General features: G+C 72.0%; 16 protein-coding genes. 13 read left to right on the top strand and 3 right to left on the bottom strand.

The annotated features are described in order from the left end of the window. The first annotated feature begins 114 nt into the window (after window positions 1-114). Genes G6039_RS18225 through G6039_RS18215 form a run of 3 tightly spaced genes read left to right on the top strand, consistent with a single transcriptional unit; the run spans window position 115 to window position 2,307 of the window. On the top strand, window positions 115-1,080 hold the full coding sequence (locus tag G6039_RS18225; RefSeq protein WP_152103938.1) for a thiamine-phosphate kinase: 966 nt from the start codon (window positions 115-117) through the stop codon (window positions 1,078-1,080). Window positions 1,081-1,090: 10 nt separating this feature from the next. Next, the gene (locus G6039_RS18220) at window positions 1,091-1,612 is read left to right on the top strand and encodes a gamma carbonic anhydrase family protein (protein ID WP_006938031.1); all 522 of its coding nucleotides are present in this window, start codon (window positions 1,091-1,093) and stop codon (window positions 1,610-1,612) included. A 17-nt stretch (window positions 1,613-1,629) separates the two neighbouring features. Next, window positions 1,630-2,307, top strand: coding sequence for a uracil-DNA glycosylase (locus G6039_RS18215; RefSeq protein WP_006938032.1), 678 nt, complete (start codon window positions 1,630-1,632; stop codon window positions 2,305-2,307). 11 nt (window positions 2,308-2,318) lie between these two features. Here the strand turns inward: G6039_RS18215 and G6039_RS18210 are convergent, their stop codons facing one another. Together G6039_RS18210 and rpmB are read right to left on the bottom strand one after the other, a co-directional pair. After that, entirely contained in the window at window positions 2,319-3,110 is a 792-nt protein-coding gene (locus G6039_RS18210; RefSeq protein ID WP_043796601.1) for an enoyl-CoA hydratase-related protein, read from the bottom strand. A gap of 114 nt (window positions 3,111-3,224) precedes the next feature. After that, entirely contained in the window at window positions 3,225-3,416 is a 192-nt protein-coding gene (gene rpmB / locus G6039_RS18205) for a 50S ribosomal protein L28 (protein WP_003939060.1), read from the bottom strand. Between the two features lie 195 nt (window positions 3,417-3,611). On the opposite strand from rpmB, the gene G6039_RS18200 reads away from it, so the two are divergent. From G6039_RS18200 to coaD, 5 genes are all read left to right on the top strand, one after another. Next, window positions 3,612-5,252 carry a DAK2 domain-containing protein gene (locus G6039_RS18200; protein WP_043796602.1) on the top strand — a complete coding sequence of 547 codons (1,641 nt, stop codon included), beginning with the start codon at window positions 3,612-3,614 and terminating at the stop codon, window positions 5,250-5,252. 60 nt (window positions 5,253-5,312) lie between these two features. Beyond that, the gene (gene recG, locus G6039_RS18195; protein WP_043796604.1) at window positions 5,313-7,610 is read left to right on the top strand and encodes an ATP-dependent DNA helicase RecG; all 2,298 of its coding nucleotides are present in this window, start codon (window positions 5,313-5,315) and stop codon (window positions 7,608-7,610) included. A gap of 184 nt (window positions 7,611-7,794) precedes the next feature. Beyond that, window positions 7,795-11,196 (top strand): pyruvate carboxylase, encoded by a 3,402-nt coding sequence (locus G6039_RS18190; RefSeq protein WP_006938037.1) that lies wholly within the window; start codon window positions 7,795-7,797, stop codon window positions 11,194-11,196. Next, window positions 11,099-11,785: a 16S rRNA (guanine(966)-N(2))-methyltransferase RsmD gene (gene rsmD, locus G6039_RS18185; protein ID WP_255326740.1), complete on the top strand. Its 687-nt coding sequence runs from the start codon at window positions 11,099-11,101 to the stop codon at window positions 11,783-11,785. The genes G6039_RS18190 and rsmD overlap by 98 nt, the downstream gene beginning before the upstream one ends. Then, window positions 11,782-12,276, top strand: coding sequence for a pantetheine-phosphate adenylyltransferase (gene coaD, locus G6039_RS18180; protein WP_006938042.1), 495 nt, complete (start codon window positions 11,782-11,784; stop codon window positions 12,274-12,276). Before rsmD ends, coaD begins: the two co-directional genes overlap by 4 nt. Here coaD and G6039_RS18175 read toward each other — a convergent pair. Then, window positions 12,186-12,563 carry a hypothetical protein gene (locus G6039_RS18175; RefSeq protein ID WP_164528092.1) on the bottom strand — a complete coding sequence of 126 codons (378 nt, stop codon included), beginning with the start codon at window positions 12,561-12,563 and terminating at the stop codon, window positions 12,186-12,188. The two genes, coaD and G6039_RS18175, sit on opposite strands and share 91 nt — an antisense overlap. A gap of 97 nt (window positions 12,564-12,660) precedes the next feature. On the opposite strand from G6039_RS18175, the gene G6039_RS18170 reads away from it, so the two are divergent. From G6039_RS18170 to mutM, 5 genes are all read left to right on the top strand, one after another. Then, window positions 12,661-13,422: a DivIVA domain-containing protein gene (locus tag G6039_RS18170; RefSeq protein WP_006933622.1), complete on the top strand. Its 762-nt coding sequence runs from the start codon at window positions 12,661-12,663 to the stop codon at window positions 13,420-13,422. A 122-nt stretch (window positions 13,423-13,544) separates the two neighbouring features. Next, on the top strand, window positions 13,545-14,159 hold the full coding sequence (locus G6039_RS18165; RefSeq protein ID WP_006933624.1) for a YceD family protein: 615 nt from the start codon (window positions 13,545-13,547) through the stop codon (window positions 14,157-14,159). A gap of 2 nt (window positions 14,160-14,161) precedes the next feature. Further along, entirely contained in the window at window positions 14,162-14,344 is a 183-nt protein-coding gene (gene rpmF / locus G6039_RS18160) for a 50S ribosomal protein L32 (protein ID WP_003939052.1), read from the top strand. A 20-nt stretch (window positions 14,345-14,364) separates the two neighbouring features. After that, a complete protein-coding gene (gene rnc / locus G6039_RS18155; RefSeq protein WP_029543170.1) occupies window positions 14,365-15,126 on the top strand; it encodes a ribonuclease III in 762 nt (253 codons plus the stop codon). A gap of 6 nt (window positions 15,127-15,132) precedes the next feature. Beyond that, window positions 15,133-16,002 (top strand): bifunctional DNA-formamidopyrimidine glycosylase/DNA-(apurinic or apyrimidinic site) lyase, encoded by an 870-nt coding sequence (mutM, locus tag G6039_RS18150; RefSeq protein WP_029543172.1) that lies wholly within the window; start codon window positions 15,133-15,135, stop codon window positions 16,000-16,002. Window positions 16,003-16,092: the final 90 nt, after the last annotated feature.

The raw sequence follows: 16,092 nt of genomic DNA, 5'->3' as shown, positions 1-16,092 counted from the left end.
GGGGAGACTGTCGGCTCGGTCATAATCTCTCGAATTTGCGGGGACGGTAGCGTGGTCGAAACTACCGTGACCACCGACGCCCGCACCCCACCGACCCACGAACGGGAGGACCGCATCACCGCGCCCGACCGCACCGGCCCCACCGTCGCCGACCTCGGCGAGTTCCCCGTGATCGACCGTGCGGTCGCCGGGCGTCGCCAGCCCGCCACCACGCTCGTCGGACCGGGCCACGACGCGGCCCTCGTCGCCGCCGCCGACGGGCGCGTCGCCGTCTCCACGGACATGCTCGTCGAGGGCCGGCACTTCCGGCTCGACTGGTCCACCCCGCACGACGTCGGGCGCAAGGCCGTCGCCCAGAACGGCGCCGACGTCGCCGCGATGGGCGCGCGCCCCACCGCCTTCCTCGTCGGGCTCGGCTGCCCGCCGGACACCCCGGTCGACGTGCTCGACGGTGTCTCCGCCGGGATCGGCGAGGCCGCGGAGGGGCTCGGCGCCGGCGTCGTCGGCGGCGACCTGGTGCAGGCGTCGCAACTGATCGTCGCGGTGACCGTCCTCGGCGACCTCGACGGGCGCGCGCCGCTCCTGCGGTCTGCGGCCCGGCCCGGCGACACCGTCGCGCTGGCCGGATCCACCGGGCGCTCCGCCGCCGGGCTGGCCGTGCTCACCGCCGGCCTCGCCGGCCACCCGGACCTGGTGGCCGCCCACCAGGTGCCGGCGCCCCCGTACGCCGCGGGACCCGCGGCGGCGGCCGGCGGCGCCCACGCCGCGACCGACATCTCCGACGGCCTGCTCGCCGACCTCGGGCACATCGCCGCCGCATCCGGCGTCGCGATCGACGTCTCGCGCGAGCTGCTCGAACCCGGCGCCGAGCTGCGGGCCGCCGCCGCGGAACTCGGGGCCGACGTATGGGAGTGGGTGCTCACCGGCGGCGAGGACCACGCCCTTGCCGCGTGCTTCCCGCCGCACGTGCCGCTGCCGGCGGGCTGGCGGCCCGTCGGCACGGTGCGCGAGGGCGGCGGCGTCACCGTCGACGGCCACGGCCGGCCGGGTCCCGGAGGCTGGCAGAGCTTCTCGAGATAGGTTTCACAGCATGGCTGTGTATGCGCTCGGCGACCGTGTGCCCGATATCCATCCCGACGCCTGGGTCCACCCCGATGCGGTGGTCATCGGCAACGTCACCCTCGGCGCCCGCGCCTCGGTGTGGCCCACCGCGGTCCTGCGCGGTGACTACGGCCGGATCGTCGTCGGCGCCGAGAGCAACATCCAGGACGGGACGATCATCCACTGCACCGCCGTCGACGCCACCGTCATCGGCGCCGGCACCGTGGTCGGCCACAACGCCCACATCGAAGGCTCCACCATCGGCGACGGCTGCCTGATCGGGTCCGGTTCGCTCGTGCTCAACGGCTCCGCCGTCGGCGACGGGGCGATCGTCGCGGCCGGCGCGCTCGTGGCCCCGCGTTTCCAGGTGCCGCCGCGGTCCATGGCGATCGGCGTACCCGCGAAGATCCGGGAGGGTTACGAGGTGCCGGAGGGCCACGTCGACGCCAACGCCAAGATGTACGCGGCGAACGCCGAGTACTACCGCAGCGCGCTGCGCAGGATCGACTGAGGGGCCGGGCACCACCGATGGCTGTACGACCCCTGCCGGAGATCGTCGAGGAAGGCTGGGCGCGGGCGCTGGCTCCCGTTGCCGCCGACATCGCCGCGATGGGCGACTTCCTGCGCGCCGAGAACGCCGCCGGACGCGGCTACCTGCCCTCCGGCGCGAACGTGCTGCGGGCCTTCACCCAGCCGTTCGACCGGGTGAAGGTGCTCATCGTCGGCCAGGACCCGTATCCGACGCCGGGTCATGCCGTCGGACTGAGCTTCTCGGTCGCGCCGGAGGTGCGTCCGGTGCCGCGCAGCCTGGCCAACATCTACCGCGAATACAGCGACGACCTCGGCCTGCCGACACCACCCAACGGCGACCTCACACCGTGGTCGGCACAGGGGGTGCTGCTGCTCAACCGCGTCCTGACGGTGCAACCCGGCCAGCCGGCGTCGCATCGGGGCAAGGGCTGGGAGAGCGTGACCGAGCAGGCGATCCGGGCGCTCGTCGCCCGCACCGCGCCGCTCGTCGCGATCCTGTGGGGCCGCGACGCGGCCACCCTCGAACCGATGCTCGGCGACGTGCCCACCGTGAAGTCGGCGCACCCGTCGCCGCTGTCGGCCTCCCGCGGGTTCTTCGGGTCCCGCCCCTTCAGCCGCGCGAACGCGCTGCTGACCGAGCAGGGCGGGGACCCGGTGGACTGGCGCCTGGCCTGAACGGGCGTGGCTCAGCCGCGGCGAATCGACTCGAAGTCGGGGCGCCGCTTCTCGACGAACGCGTCGACACCCTCGATACCGGTCGGGCCGTTCGCGGCCGCCGCGATCGCCGCGGCCTCCGCGTCGAGCTGCTCGGACAGCGACCGCCCCGCCGAATCGGCGAGCAGTTGCCGGATCCCGGCGTAGGCGGCGGTGGGGCCGTTCGCGAGGGTGCGGGCCACCCGCATCGCCTCGCCGGGCACCTCGTCGTCGGCGACGAGGCGGCTGAGCACCCCGAGCCGCACGGCCTCGTCGGCGTTCAGGACACAGTCGGTGAGGATGATCTCCCGCGCCCGGGCGACTCCGACGATGCGCGGCAGGGTCCACGACATGCCACCGTCGGGGGTGAACCCGATCGACGGGTAGGCCGGCCGCAGCTTCGTCGAGGGGCCCCCGAGCGCGATGTCGGCGTGCAGCACGATGCTCATGCCCGCGCCCGCCGCCCAGCCCTGGACGGCGGCCACCACGGGCACGCGGGCCGCGTCGAGGGCGCGGACGAAGTCGTGGAACAGGCGTGCGACGTCGCCGACGAACTCGCCGCGGTCGGGCGCGGAAGCGAAGGCGCGGACGTCGCCGCCCGCGCAGAAGTTGGCACCCTCACCGACGAGCAGGACGGCGCCGACCTCGGGGCCGGCGGTGCGCAGGGCCTCGACGCCCTGGGCCATGCCCGCGGGGGAGAGGGACGTGCCGCGCTCGGCGGTCGCCACGGCGATGCGCAGGACGCCGTCCTCGAGGCGGACGTGGGACAGTACTGATTCGGTCACCCGGGGCACCCTACCGGTCGCCCCGCCCGGCGGGTACGGGGTCACGGCGACGATGGCGGAACACGACGAGGCCCCGGCGTCGCAACGCCGGGGCCTCGTATGCCGAACCGGGGATCAGCCGCGAACGACCTTGCCCGCCTTGAGGCAGGAGGTGCACACGTTGACCTTACGCGTGTTGCCCGGGGCAACCTGAGCGCGCACGCTCTGGATGTTCGGGTTCCAACGACGGTTGGTACGCCGGTGCGAGTGCGAGACCGACTTACCGAAGCCGGGGCCCTTGGCGCATACGTCGCAGACGGCAGCCATAGTCGCGAACTCCTTGGTGAGTAGTGGATATTTTCGTGTCTTCGTCGGCCTGCGAACACGAGGAGGCGTCCGCCATCCGTGCGAGGCAACCCTGCAAGCGTAGCGGGTGGGGGTGGCAATGGCCAAACCGGCCGTCCGACGGGGGCACCGCTACCCTTGCGTCACCGGTTGCGTGGTGGCGAAGGGGGGAAGCAGGTGCTCGAGGTCGGGGAAGCAGTCGACGGGACTGCCCTGCGCCGATGGGTGGATCTCGGGTTGCGGGCGCTCGCCGAGCGACGCGACGAGATCAACAGCCTCAACGTCTTCCCCGTCCCCGACGGCGACACCGGTACCAACCTGCTCGTCACCCTGCGCTCCGCGGCGGCCGAACTCGACACCTCCGCGGCGGACGCCGAGGACGTCGCCACGATCGTCGGCGCCCTGGCGCGCGGCGCGTTCCACGGCGCCCGCGGCAACTCCGGTGTCCTCCTCGCGCAGATGCTGCGGGGCCTGGCCGACGCCCTCGACGGGGCCGTGGTCGTCGACGGCGCCGCACTCGGGCGCGCCTGGCGGCACGCCGCAGACCTCGTCACCCGCGCGCTGAGCTGCCCCGCCGAGGGCACCATCGTCAGCGTGCTGCACGCGGCCGCCGACGGCGCGCACGCGGCCGGCCGCTCCGGTTCGCTCGTGACGGTGGCGACCGCAGCGGCCGACGCCGCCGCCGAGGCCCTGCAGCGCACCACCGCGCAACTCGACGTGCTGGCCGAGGCCGGCGTCGTCGACGCAGGGGGCCTCGGTCTGCTCCTGCTGCTCGACGCGTTCGTCGAGACGGTGTCGGGCCGGCGTCCGGACCGGGCACCGATCGCGACGTCGAAGCCCGGCGCTCCCGCCCGGCGCGGCGGGCACAACGGGCACGAACCCCGCCACGGCGGCGATCAGGACTTCGAGGTCATGTACTTCGTCGAGGGCTCCGACACCGCCCGCATGGACACCCTGCGTACCCGCCTCGACGCCCTCGGGGACTCGGTCGCCGTCGTCGGCGACGGCGCCGGCACCTGGTCCGTGCACGTGCACTGCTGCGACGCGGGCGCTGCCGTCGAGGCCGGCCTGGAGGCCGGGCGGCTGCACCAGGTCACCGTCACGTGCTTCGCGCTGGAGGCACAGCAACGGATCGGCGTCGGCCCGGTGGCTTCCGGGGCCGGAAGCCGCTCGGTGCTCGCCGTCGTGGCCGGCGACGGGGCAGCGGAGCTGTTCGAAGCCGAGGGCGCGGCGATCGTGCGGGCGGACGATCCGATCACCCGCCGGCACCTGCTCGACGCGATCCGCCGGCTGGGCAGCCGTGACGTGATGGTCCTGCCCAACGGTGCGCTGCCCGCCCAGGAACTCGTCGCGGTCGGCGCGGCGGCCCGCGACCACCGGCGCGAGGTGATGTTCCTGCCCTGCTCGTCGATGGTGCAGGGACTGGCGTCGCTTGCGGTGCACGACCCGGGCCGCGAGGCCGCCGACGACGCCTTCGCCATGTCCGAAGCGGCCGCCGCGACCCGGTGGGGCTCGCTGCGCATCGCGAACGAGCGGGCCCTGACCTGGGTGGGAACGTGCGAGCCGGGGCACAGCCTGGGCCTGTCGGGTCATGATGTCGTAGTCATCGAGCATGATCTGGTGACGGCGGGAGCGTCGCTGCTCGACAAGGTGCTCGCCGCGGGCGGAGAGCTCGTGACGATGCTCGTCGGCTTCGACGCGCCCGACGGACTCGCCGAGCGACTGACCCGGCACGTCAACGACCGCCACCCCGAGGTGGAGGTGCTGGTGTACCACGGGGGACAGCGCAGCGACCTGCTGCAGCTCGGTGTGGAGTAGCCGGCACAGGAACAGTCGGACGCCGGCCCCCCGGCGTCGATCGGAGCGGAGAGGACGGCAGTGGCGACACTCGCGGACCGACTCGATCATCTTCTCGGCCGCAAGACCGCGGATGCACTCGCCGACTCGTTCGGCATGACCACCGTCGAGGACCTGCTGCGCCACTATCCCCACCGGTACGCCACCCAGGGCGCCGAGCTCGGCGACTCGCAACCGGTCGAGGGCCAGCACGTGACGATCATCGCGCGGGTGGCCAGGGCCGACGAGGTGCGGATGAAGAGCCGGCCCGGCACCCGGCTCGCCGTCGTGCTCGAATCGGACCGGCAGAAGATCGACGTCACCTTCTTCAACCCGCAGAAGGTCAAGTACAACATCAAGCCCGGGGTGCGCGGCATGTTCTCCGGCACCGTCAAGTACTTCCGCGACAAGTGGAGCCTGGCCCACCCGAGCTACATCATCCTGCCCGAGCCTCGCGGCCCCGAGATCGGTGGCGCGGCCCCGCGGCCCACCCGGGTGCGCGGCGCCGGCGCGCTCGCCGGCATGGCCCGCAGTGCCCAGGGCGACGGCGGCATCGACATGTCGATCTTCGATCGGGCCCTCATCCCGATGTACCCCGCAACCCGCGACGTCGAGTCGTGGACCGTGATGCGCTGCGTGCGGCAGATCCTCGATCAGCTCGAGACCGTCGACGACCCGCTGCCCGAGTGGGTGCGTGGCGAGCACGGCCTGATCGGGCTGGACGAGGCGCTGCGCCGCATCCACCTGCCCGACGACCGGGACGACGTCACCGCCGCCCGGGAGCGCCTGCGGTTCGACGAGGCCGCGGCGGTGCAGCTCGTCCTCGCCCGGCGCCGCCACGACGTCGCGGTGCGCACGGCCCCGGCGTGCCCGCGCCGCAGCGGCGGCATCGCCGACGAGTTCGATCGCCGGCTGCCGTTCGAACTGACCGCCGGGCAGCTCGCGGTCGCCGACGAGATCGCGGCGGACCTCGCCGGATCGCACCCGATGAACCGGCTGCTGCAGGGCGAGGTCGGCTCGGGCAAGACGATCGTGGCGCTGCGGGCGATGCTGCAGGTCATCGACGCGGGACACCAGTGCGCACTGCTCGCGCCGACCGAGGTGCTCGCCGCCCAGCATGCGCGCTCGCTGGCGAAGATGCTCGGCGATCTCGCCGCGGCGGGCGAACTCGCCGCCCACGAGCTGGCCACCAAGGTCACCCTCGTGACGGGCTCGATGAGCGCGGCCCGCAAGCGGCAGGCCCTGCTCGACATCGTGAGCGGCGACTCGGGGCTCGTGATCGGCACCCACGCGCTGATCCAGCAGGGCGTCGAGTTCTACGACCTCGGCCTCGTCGTCGTCGACGAACAGCACCGGTTCGGCGTGGAGCAGCGCGACGTGCTGCGCAACCGCGGCCGCGACGGTGCCAGCCCGCACGTGCTGGTCATGACGGCGACACCCATCCCGCGCACCATCGCGATGACCGTCCTCGGCGACCTCGAGGTGTCCACATTGCGGGAACTGCCCCGCGGCCGGTCGCCCATCACCAGCCGGGTCGTGGCGGCGAAGGTGCATCCCAGCTGGGTGGCGCGCGCGTGGGAACGCATCGGCGAAGAGGTCGCGGCGGGCCGGCAGGCGTATGTGGTGTGCTCGCGCATCGGCGACGGCGACAGCGACGAGGACGCCGACCTGGTCGGCTTCGACGAGGCGGAGACGACCGGCGGGCGCGGGGGCAGGGGCAAGCCGCCCGAGACGAAGTCGGTGCTCCAGCAGTTCGAGGAGCTCGCGGGCGGCCCGCTGGCCCACCTGAGGGTCGGGTTGCTGCACGGGCGACTGCCCGCGGACGAGAAGGACGCGGTGATGCGCGACTTCGCCGCCGGGGACATCGACGTGCTGGTGTGCACCACCGTCGTCGAAGTCGGCGTGGATGTGCCCAACGCGACGGTGATGGTGATCGTGGACGCCGACCGGTTCGGGGTCAGCCAGCTGCACCAGCTGCGCGGCCGGGTGGGCCGGGGCGGGCATCCGGGGCTGTGCCTGCTCGTGTCGGATTCGAAGCCCGGCGCGCCCGCCATGGCCCGCCTCGAGGCCGTCGCCGCGACCACCGACGGATTCGCGCTCGCCCAGCTGGACCTGCAGCAGCGCCGCGAGGGCGATGTGCTCGGTGTCGCCCAGTCGGGCACCACCTCGACGCTGCGGATGCTCTCGCTCGTCGACGACGTCGAGGTCATCGCGGCCGCGCAGGCCTTCGCCCGCGCCGTGACCGACCGCGATCCGCGGCTCGAGGAACACCCCGGTCTGGCCCGCATGGTGTCGGCCGCGCTCGACACCGAACGGGTCGCGTATCTCGAGAAGTCGTGAGGTTACGTTCCGCGCACGCCGGGCGCAGCGCCGTTGTGAGGTGACGCCCGCCGCACCCGCGACGTTTCCGGCACGTTAAGGATCCCTCGACCTGCATCGTTTCAGTCGGACAAAGACGTGCATCCGTCCCACGATCTGGGATGCGGACGCCGAACGGAGTGTTACGTCGCGGTACCGTCGTCCAATGTTCTCCAAAGTGCTTGTCGCCAACCGAGGCGAGATCGCGATCCGCGCGTTCCGCGCCGCCTATGAACTGGGTGCCGGGACCGTCGCGGTGTTTCCGTACGAGGACCGCAATTCCCTGCACCGGCTCAAGGCCGACGAGGCCTACCAGATCGGGGAGCAGGGGCATCCGGTCCGTGCGTACCTGTCCGTGGCGGAGATCGTCGCCGCCGCGAAGAAGGCCGGCGCCGACGCGGTCTACCCCGGCTACGGTTTCCTGTCCGAGAACCCGGACCTGGCGGCGGCGTGCGCGGCGGAGGGCATCACCTTCATCGGTCCGTCGGCGCACGTGCTGGAGCTGACCGGAAACAAGGCGCGGGCGATCGCGGCAGCCAAGGCGGCGGGTCTGCCGGTGCTGGCGTCGTCGGAGCCGTCGGCCGATCTCGAGCAGTTGCTCGCGGCTGCCGAGTCCATGGAGTTCCCGATCTTCGTCAAGGCCGTCGCCGGCGGTGGCGGGCGTGGCATGCGGCGCGTGGCCGAGCGTGGCCAGCTGCGGGAGGCGATCGAGGCGGCGTCCCGGGAGGCGGATGCGGCGTTCGGCGATCCCACGGTGTTCCTCGAGCAGGCGGTGGTCGATCCCCGGCACATCGAGGTGCAGATCCTGGCCGACGGCCAGGGCAATGTGATGCATCTGTTCGAGCGGGACTGCTCGCTGCAGCGCCGCCACCAGAAGGTCATCGAGCTGGCCCCGGCACCGAACCTCGCCCCCGAGCTGCGCGAGCGGATCTGCGCGGACGCCGTCGCGTTCGCGAAGCAGATCGGTTACAGCTGCGCCGGCACCGTCGAGTTCCTCCTCGATTCCCGCGGCAACCACGTCTTCATCGAGATGAACCCGCGCATCCAGGTCGAGCACACGGTCACCGAGGAGATCACCGACGTCGACCTCGTGCAGGCGCAGATGCGCATCGCCTCCGGTGAGTCGCTGACCGACCTGGGCCTGTCGCAGGACAAGGTCGCGATCCGCGGGGCGGCGCTGCAGTGCCGCATCACCACCGAGGATCCGGCCAACGGCTTCCGGCCCGACACCGGCCGCATCAGCGCGTACCGCACGCCCGGCGGCGCCGGGATCCGACTCGACGGCGGCACCTCCGTCGGCGCCGAGGTCTCCGCCCACTTCGATTCGATGCTGGTCAAGCTCACGGCCCGCGGCCGCGACCTGCCCACGGCCGTCGCCCGCGCCCGCCGCGCGGTCACCGAGTTCCGCATCCGCGGCGTGTCGACGAACATCCCCTTCCTGCAGGCCGTGCTCGACGACCCGGACTTCCGGGCCGGGAACGTCACCACGTCGTTCATCGACGAGCGGCCGCAGCTGCTGACCGCCAAGACCTCCGCCGACCGCGGCACGAAGATCGTCGAGTACCTCGCCGACGTGACGGTGAACAAGCCGCACGGCGAGCGCCCGACGACGGTGTACCCGCACGACAAGCTGCCGAAGATCGACCTCGACGTCGCCCCGCCGGAGGGTTCGCGGCAGCGGCTGCTCGCCCTCGGCCCGGACGGCTTCGCGAAGGCGCTGCGCGAGCAGAAGGCCCTCGCCGTCACCGACACCACCTTCCGCGACGCGCACCAGTCGCTGCTCGCGACGCGCGTGCGCAGCAAGGATCTGCTCACCGTCGCCGGGCACGTCGCGCGGATGACCCCGCAGCTGCTGTCGATCGAGGCGTGGGGCGGCGCCACCTACGACGTCGCGCTGCGGTTCCTGCACGAGGACCCGTGGGAGCGTCTGGCGGCGCTGCGGGAGGCGATCCCGAACATCAACCTGCAGATGCTGCTGCGCGGCCGCAACACGGTCGGCTACACCCCGTACCCGGAGATGGTCACCCGCGCGTTCGTGCGGGAGGCCACCGACACCGGCATCGACATCTTCCGCATCTTCGACGCGCTGAACAACGTCGACCAGATGCGGCCGGCGATCGACGCGGTCCGCGAGACCGGCACCGCCCTGGCCGAGGTCGCGATGTCCTACACCGGGGACCTCTCCGATCCCGGCGAGACGCTCTACACCCTCGACTACTACCTGCGCCTGGCGGAGCAGATCGTCGAGGCCGGGGCCCACGTGCTGGCGATCAAGGACATGGCCGGGCTGCTGCGCGCACCCGCGGCCGCCACCCTGGTCTCGGCGCTGCGCAGCAACTTCGACCTGCCGGTGCACGTGCACACGCACGACACCCCCGGTGGTCAGCTCGCGACGTACCTCGCGGCGTGGCAGGCCGGCGCCGACGCCGTCGACGGCGCCTCCGCCGCGCTGGCCGGCACCACCAGCCAGCCCGCGCTGTCGGCGATCGTCGCCGCGGCCGCGCACTCGGAGTACGACACCGGTCTGGACCTGCAGGCCGTGTGCGACCTCGAGCCGTACTGGGAGGCGCTGCGCAAGGTGTACGCGCCGTTCGAATCGGGCCTGCCCGCCCCGACGGGCCGGGTGTACACCCACGAGATCCCCGGCGGGCAGCTGTCGAACCTGCGGCAGCAGGCCATCGCGCTGGGTCTGGGCGACCGGTTCGAGGAGGTCGAGGCCAAGTATGCCGCGGCCGACCGGATGCTCGGCCGGCTGGTCAAGGTCACTCCGTCGTCGAAGGTGGTCGGTGACCTCGCCCTGCACCTGGTGGGTTCCGGCGTCGCCAGCGACGAGTTCGCGGCCGACCCGGCCCGCTACGACATCCCGGACTCGGTGGTCGGATTCCTGCGCGGCGAGCTCGGCACCCCGCCCGGCGGGTGGCCCGAGCCGTTCCGCTCCAAGGCCCTCGAGGGCCGCGGCGCCCCCAAGCCCGAGGTGCCGCTGACCTCCGAGGAGGAGAAGGCGCTCGACGACACCTCCAGCGAGCGGCGCGCCACCTTGAACCGGCTGCTGTTCCCCGGTCCGACCCAGGCGTTCCTCGAGCACCGGGACCGCTACGGCGACACCTCGGAGCTGTCCGCCAACCAGTTCTTCTACGGTCTGCGCCGCGGTGAGGAACACCGGGTGCGCCTGGACAAGGGTGTCGAGCTGCTGATCGGGCTGGAGGCGATCTCCGAGCCGGACGAGCGCGGCTTCCGGACCGTGATGTGCATCCTCAACGGGCAGCTGCGCCCGGTCTCGGTGCGCGACAAGTCCGTCGCCAGCGAGGTTCCGGCCGCGGAGAAGGCCGACCGCAACAACCCCGGGCACGTCGCCGCGCCGTTCGCCGGCGCCGTGACCCTCCTCGTCGCCGAGGGCGACCGCGTCGCGGCCGGTGACACCGTCGCCACCATCGAGGCGATGAAGATGGAGGCCGCGATCACCGCGCCGCGTGGCGGCACCGTCACCCGCGTCGCCCTCGCCGGCGTGTCCCAGGTGGAGGGCGGCGACCTGCTGGTCGTCGTGTCCACCGAGGAGAGCGCGGAGTGATCGGACGGTTCTCCGGGACGGTGCGATGACCCGGATCGTGGCCGGCCGGGCCGGGGGGCGGCGCCTGAAGGTGCCGCCCCGCGGGACCCGGCCCACCTCGGAGCGGGTCCGCGAGGCGCTGTTCAGTTCGCTCACGGCCCGGATGGAGCTCGACGGCGCGTCGGTGCTGGACCTGTACGCCGGCTCCGGCGCGCTCGGGCTCGAGGCGCTGTCCCGGGGCGCCGTCCACGCCTTGCTCGTCGAGTCCGACGCGCAGGCCGCCGCCGTGATCCGCCGCAACATCACCGAACTCGGTCTGCCGGCGGTGCTGCGGGCTGCGCCGGTCGCCGCCGTGCTCGGCGGTGCCCCGGACCGGGTCTACGACCTCGTGCTCGCCGATCCGCCGTACGCGGTGACCGAGCAGGCGGTGTCCGCGATGCTCACCGCCCTCGTCGACGGGGGCTGGGTGGGGGAGGGCTCGGTGGTGGTGCTCGAACGCTCCTCCCGCTCGCCGGAGACGGTGTGGCCGCAGGCCCTCGAACCGGACCGCGTTCGCAAGTACGGCGAGACCCGGATCGAGATCGCTACCTGCTACGGTTCGGACTCATGAGCAGTGCGGTCTGCCCCGGTTCGTTCGACCCCGTGACCAACGGCCACCTCGACGTCATCTCTCGGACTGCCGTGCAGTTCGACGAAGTGACGGTGACCGTCGTGATCAACCCCAACAAGCAGGGAATGTTCTCGGTTCCCGAGCGCATCGAGATGCTCACCGAAGCCACTGCCCACCTGGGCAACGTGCGCGTCGACTCCTGGCAGGGCCTGCTGGTGGACTATGCACGCGCCCACGGCATCACGGCCATCGTCAAGGGCCTGCGCGGCGCCAACGACTTCGACTACGAGCTGCAGATGGCGCAGATGAACCACAAGCTCACCGGCGTCGACACCCTGTTCGTCGCGACCAACCCGGCCTACAGCTACCTGTCGAGCTCTCTCGTCAAGGAGGTCGCCACCTACGGCGGCGACGTCGCCGACATGCTCCCCGCGACGGTGCACAAGCGGCTGCTCGCGCGGATCGCGGAGCGCACAGCGGCGAAGCGCTGATCCGGCACGGCGGCGAAGCGCTCATCCGGCACAGCGGCGAAGCGCTCATCCGGCACAGCGGCGAAGCGCTGATCCGGCACAGCGGCGAAGCGCTGATCCGGCACGGCGGCGAAGCGCTCATCCGGCACAGCGGCGAAGCGCTCATCCGGCACAGCGGCGAAGCGCTGATCCGGCACAGCGGCGAAGCGCTGATCCGGCACAGCGGCGAAGCGCTCATCCGGCACAGCGGCGAAGCGCTGATCCGGCACAGCGGCCGAGGCTGACCCCGCCTGTTCGATCGCCGACACACCGGGTCCGCGATGCGCGACTCCGGCGGCACCTGCGGCAGACTTGCATCCGGCGGCGGTCGCACCGGCCGCGCCGGGACGATGATTGGGGTTGGGCGTGTACCGGGTATTCGAGGCACTCGACGAGCTGGTCGCGATCGTCGAGGAAGCACGCAGTGTCCCGATGACCGCGAGCTGCGTGGTCCCACGCGGCGACGTACTGGACCTGCTCGACGACGTCCGCGACGCGTTGCCGGCCGAACTGGACGACGCGCAGGACGTCCTGGATCATCGGGACAAGCTCATCGGCGACGCGCGGGCCCAGGCCGACAAGACCGTCGCGGACGCCGACGCGGAGGCCCGCGAGACCCTCGACAACGCCCGCGCCGACGCGGACCGCATGCTCGCCGACGCGAAGGCACAGGCGGACCGGATGGTGCAGGAGGCCCGCGCCCACGCCGACGATCTGCTGCGCGACGCCCAGGCCGAGGCCGACGACACGATCGCCGACGCCAAGGAGCAGTACGAGTCCGTGACGGCCCGCGCGCAGGCGGAGGCCGACCGCATGATCGAGGCGGGCAAGGCCTCGTACGAGCGGTCGGTCGCCGACGGCGAGGCCGAGCAGGCCCGTCTGGTGTCGCAGACGGAGGTCGTGCAGGCCGCCCACGCCGAATCCGCGCGGGTCATCGATGCCGCCCACGCCGAGTCGGATCGGCTGCGGTCGGAATGCGACGAGTACGTCGATTCCAAGCTCGCCGAGTTCGAAGACGTGCTCGGCACGACGTTGCGGTCGGTGGGCCGCGGCCGGCAGCAGCTGCGGACGGGCGCCGGTGTGCCCGACTACACGGAGGCCGAACGCCGGTCCGAGCGGCGCCGCTGACGCATCCGGCTCCCGCGCCGGGCGATTTCGTCGCGCCCGGGTCCGTCGCGTATCGTGGAGTGGTTGCCCAGTCGCCCCGTGGGGGCGGCGTCCGTCACCTGGAAAGAGGAAGTAGCATTCCCGTGTCTGCCCGCCGTCACAGCCCCCAGCATCCCGACCGGGATTCGGGTCTCGTGCTGGACGTACGCTCGCTCGGACGCCGTCCGGGCTCCATGCGCACGGTCCACACGGTGGTACCTGCGCCGTTGCGGATCGGACTCGACTCGATCGCGATCGAGGAAGGCACGGATGTGGAACTCGATCTCCGGCTGGAAGCGGTGTCCGAGGGGGTCCTCGTCACCGGGACCGTCCGTGCCGATACAGTCGGCGAGTGCTCGCGCTGCCTCGAGCCCTTCGAGGACTCGGTGGAGCTGTACCTGACGGAGCTGTTCGCCTACCCGAACAGCGTCACGGAGCAGACCACCGACGAGGACGAGGTCTACCGCCTGGTGGACGACACGATCGACCTCGAGCCGGTCATCGTCGACACCGTCGGACTGGAGCTTCCGCTGCGGCCGTTGTGTAGTGACGACTGTGCGGGACTGTGCCCCGAATGCGGCATTCGCCTGGCGATTGCGGAATCCGGGCACGGGCATGAGAGAATGGATCCTCGCTGGGCTGGGTTGGCAGCCGCTTTCGGCGCAGGCTCCGAAGAACCCAGCAGTGCATCCGACAGCAAGAACAACGAGGAGAAGTAGACGTGGCCGTCCCCAAGCGCAGAATGTCGCGTTCGAACACCCGGTCGCGGCGGAGCCAGTGGAACACCACTGCGCCGACGCTCGTCACCTGCCCGAACCGCGGCTGCGGCGAGAAGAAGCTGCCGCACGTGGCGTGCCCGTCCTGCGGCACCTACAACGGCCGTCAGGTGACCGCTGCCGTCTAGTTCTCGAATTCTGAGACATCGTGACGAGCGATTCGACCACCGCATCCGAGGGCGGCGAAGGGGAACACGCGTCCCTTCTCGCCGCCCTCGGTGTCGATGTGGATCCGGAGCTGCTGACGCTTGCGCTCACGCACCGCTCCTACGCGTACGAGAACGGTGGCCTGCCGACCAACGAGCGTCTCGAGTTCCTCGGCGACGCCGTCCTCGGCCTCACCGTGACCGAGAAGCTGTACCTGTCGCATCCGGACAAGTCCGAGGGTGAACTCGCGAAGATCCGGGCGTCGGTGGTGAACATGCACGCCCTCGCCGAGGTCGCGCGGTCTCTCGGTGACGGCGGCCTCGGGCCGCACCTGCTGCTCGGCAAAGGTGAGGAACTCACCGGTGGCCGCGACAAGCCCAGCATTCTCGCGGACGGCATGGAGTCGCTGCTCGGCGCCGTCCACCTGCAGCACGGTATCGACGTCGCACGCACCGTCGTGCTGCGCCTGTTCGCCGAACTCCTCGAGCGGGGTCCGCGGCTCGGCGCCGGTCTCGACTGGAAGACGAGCCTGCAGGAGTTGACCGCGGAACGAGGCGTCGGCGTGCCGGCGTACGAGATCACCGCCACCGGCCCGGACCACGACAAGGAATTCACCGCGACGGTGATCGTCGCGGGCGACGCCCGCGGTGTCGGCGTGGGTCGGACGAAGAAGGAAGCCGAGCAGAAGGCCGCCGCCGCGGCCTGGCAGAGCCTGTCCGACAGCGACGCCACCCCCACCGGCGCCGCCGCCGACCAGAACTGACCCGACGTGCCCGAACTGCCCGAGGTCGAGGTCGTCCGCCGCGGCCTCGACGCGCACGTCCGCGGCGCCACCATCGAGTCCGTCCAGGTGCTGCACCCGCGTGCGGTACGCCGTCACGAACCCGGCCCGCGGGATCTCGCGCTGCGGCTGACCGGGCAGACCGTGGCTGCCGTCCAGCGTCGCGGCAAATACCTGTGGCTCGTCTTGGGACCCGCCGACGTCGCACTGGTCGTCCATCTCGGGATGAGCGGGCAGATGCTGGTCCAGCCGCCGGCGGTGCCGGACGAGAAACACCTGCGCATCCGCGCCGTTCTCGACAACGGCGCCGACCTGCGGTTCGTGGACCAGCGCACCTTCGGAGGCTGGGCCCTCGCCCCGCTCGTCGAGGTCGACGGTGCCGTCCTGCCGGAGCCCGTCGCGCACATCGCCCGCGACCCCCTGGATCCGGCGTTCGACGCGGCCGCCGTGGTGAAGGTGCTGCGCGGCAAGCACACCGAGATCAAGCGCGTCCTCCTCGACCAGACCGTCGTGTCCGGCATCGGCAACATCTACGCCGACGAATCGCTGTGGCGGGCCGGCGTGCACGGCAACCGCGCGGCCGACCGGCTCGGGGGGCCGACCCTGCGGCGGCTGCTCGATGCGGCCCGCGGCGTGATGGGCGAGGCGCTCGCCCAGGGCGGTACCTCGTTCGATGCCCTCTACGTCAACGTCAACGGCGAGTCCGGATACTTCGACCGGTCGCTGAACGTCTACGGCCAGGAGAACCTGCCGTGCCCACGGTGCGGGACGCCGGTGCGGCGGGAGAAATTCATGAACCGCTCGTCGTTCAGCTGCCCCCGGTGCCAGCCGCCGCCACGGGGCGCACGGCGAGCCTGACTTCGGCCGTCCTCCGCGTCCGTCGAAGCGGTGAATCCGTCCCGCGATCCCTGCCGACCGTGCACAGTGGGAACGGCGGAGGAGGACGCA

Source organism: Rhodococcus aetherivorans (assembly GCF_011058165.1).
In the GTDB taxonomy this organism is placed as follows: Bacteria; Actinomycetota; Actinomycetes; order Mycobacteriales; family Mycobacteriaceae; genus Rhodococcus; species Rhodococcus aetherivorans.
The sequence above is the reverse complement of the archived record's forward strand: the minus strand, read 5'-3'. Positions and strand labels throughout refer to the sequence as shown.

Excerpts from the sequence above, each read along its gene's own strand:
- rpmB (WP_003939060.1), bottom strand. The coding sequence starts at position 3,416 with ATGGCTGCCGTCTGCGACGTATGCGCCAAGGGCCCCGGCTTCGGTAAG.
- coaD (WP_006938042.1), top strand. The coding sequence starts at position 11,782 with ATGAGCAGTGCGGTCTGCCCCGGTTCGTTCGACCCCGTGACCAACGGC.
- G6039_RS18220 (WP_006938031.1), top strand. The coding sequence starts at position 1,091 with ATGGCTGTGTATGCGCTCGGCGACCGTGTGCCCGATATCCATCCCGAC.
- G6039_RS18190 (WP_006938037.1), top strand. The coding sequence starts at position 7,795 with ATGTTCTCCAAAGTGCTTGTCGCCAACCGAGGCGAGATCGCGATCCGC.
- G6039_RS18215 (WP_006938032.1), top strand. The coding sequence starts at position 1,630 with ATGGCTGTACGACCCCTGCCGGAGATCGTCGAGGAAGGCTGGGCGCGG.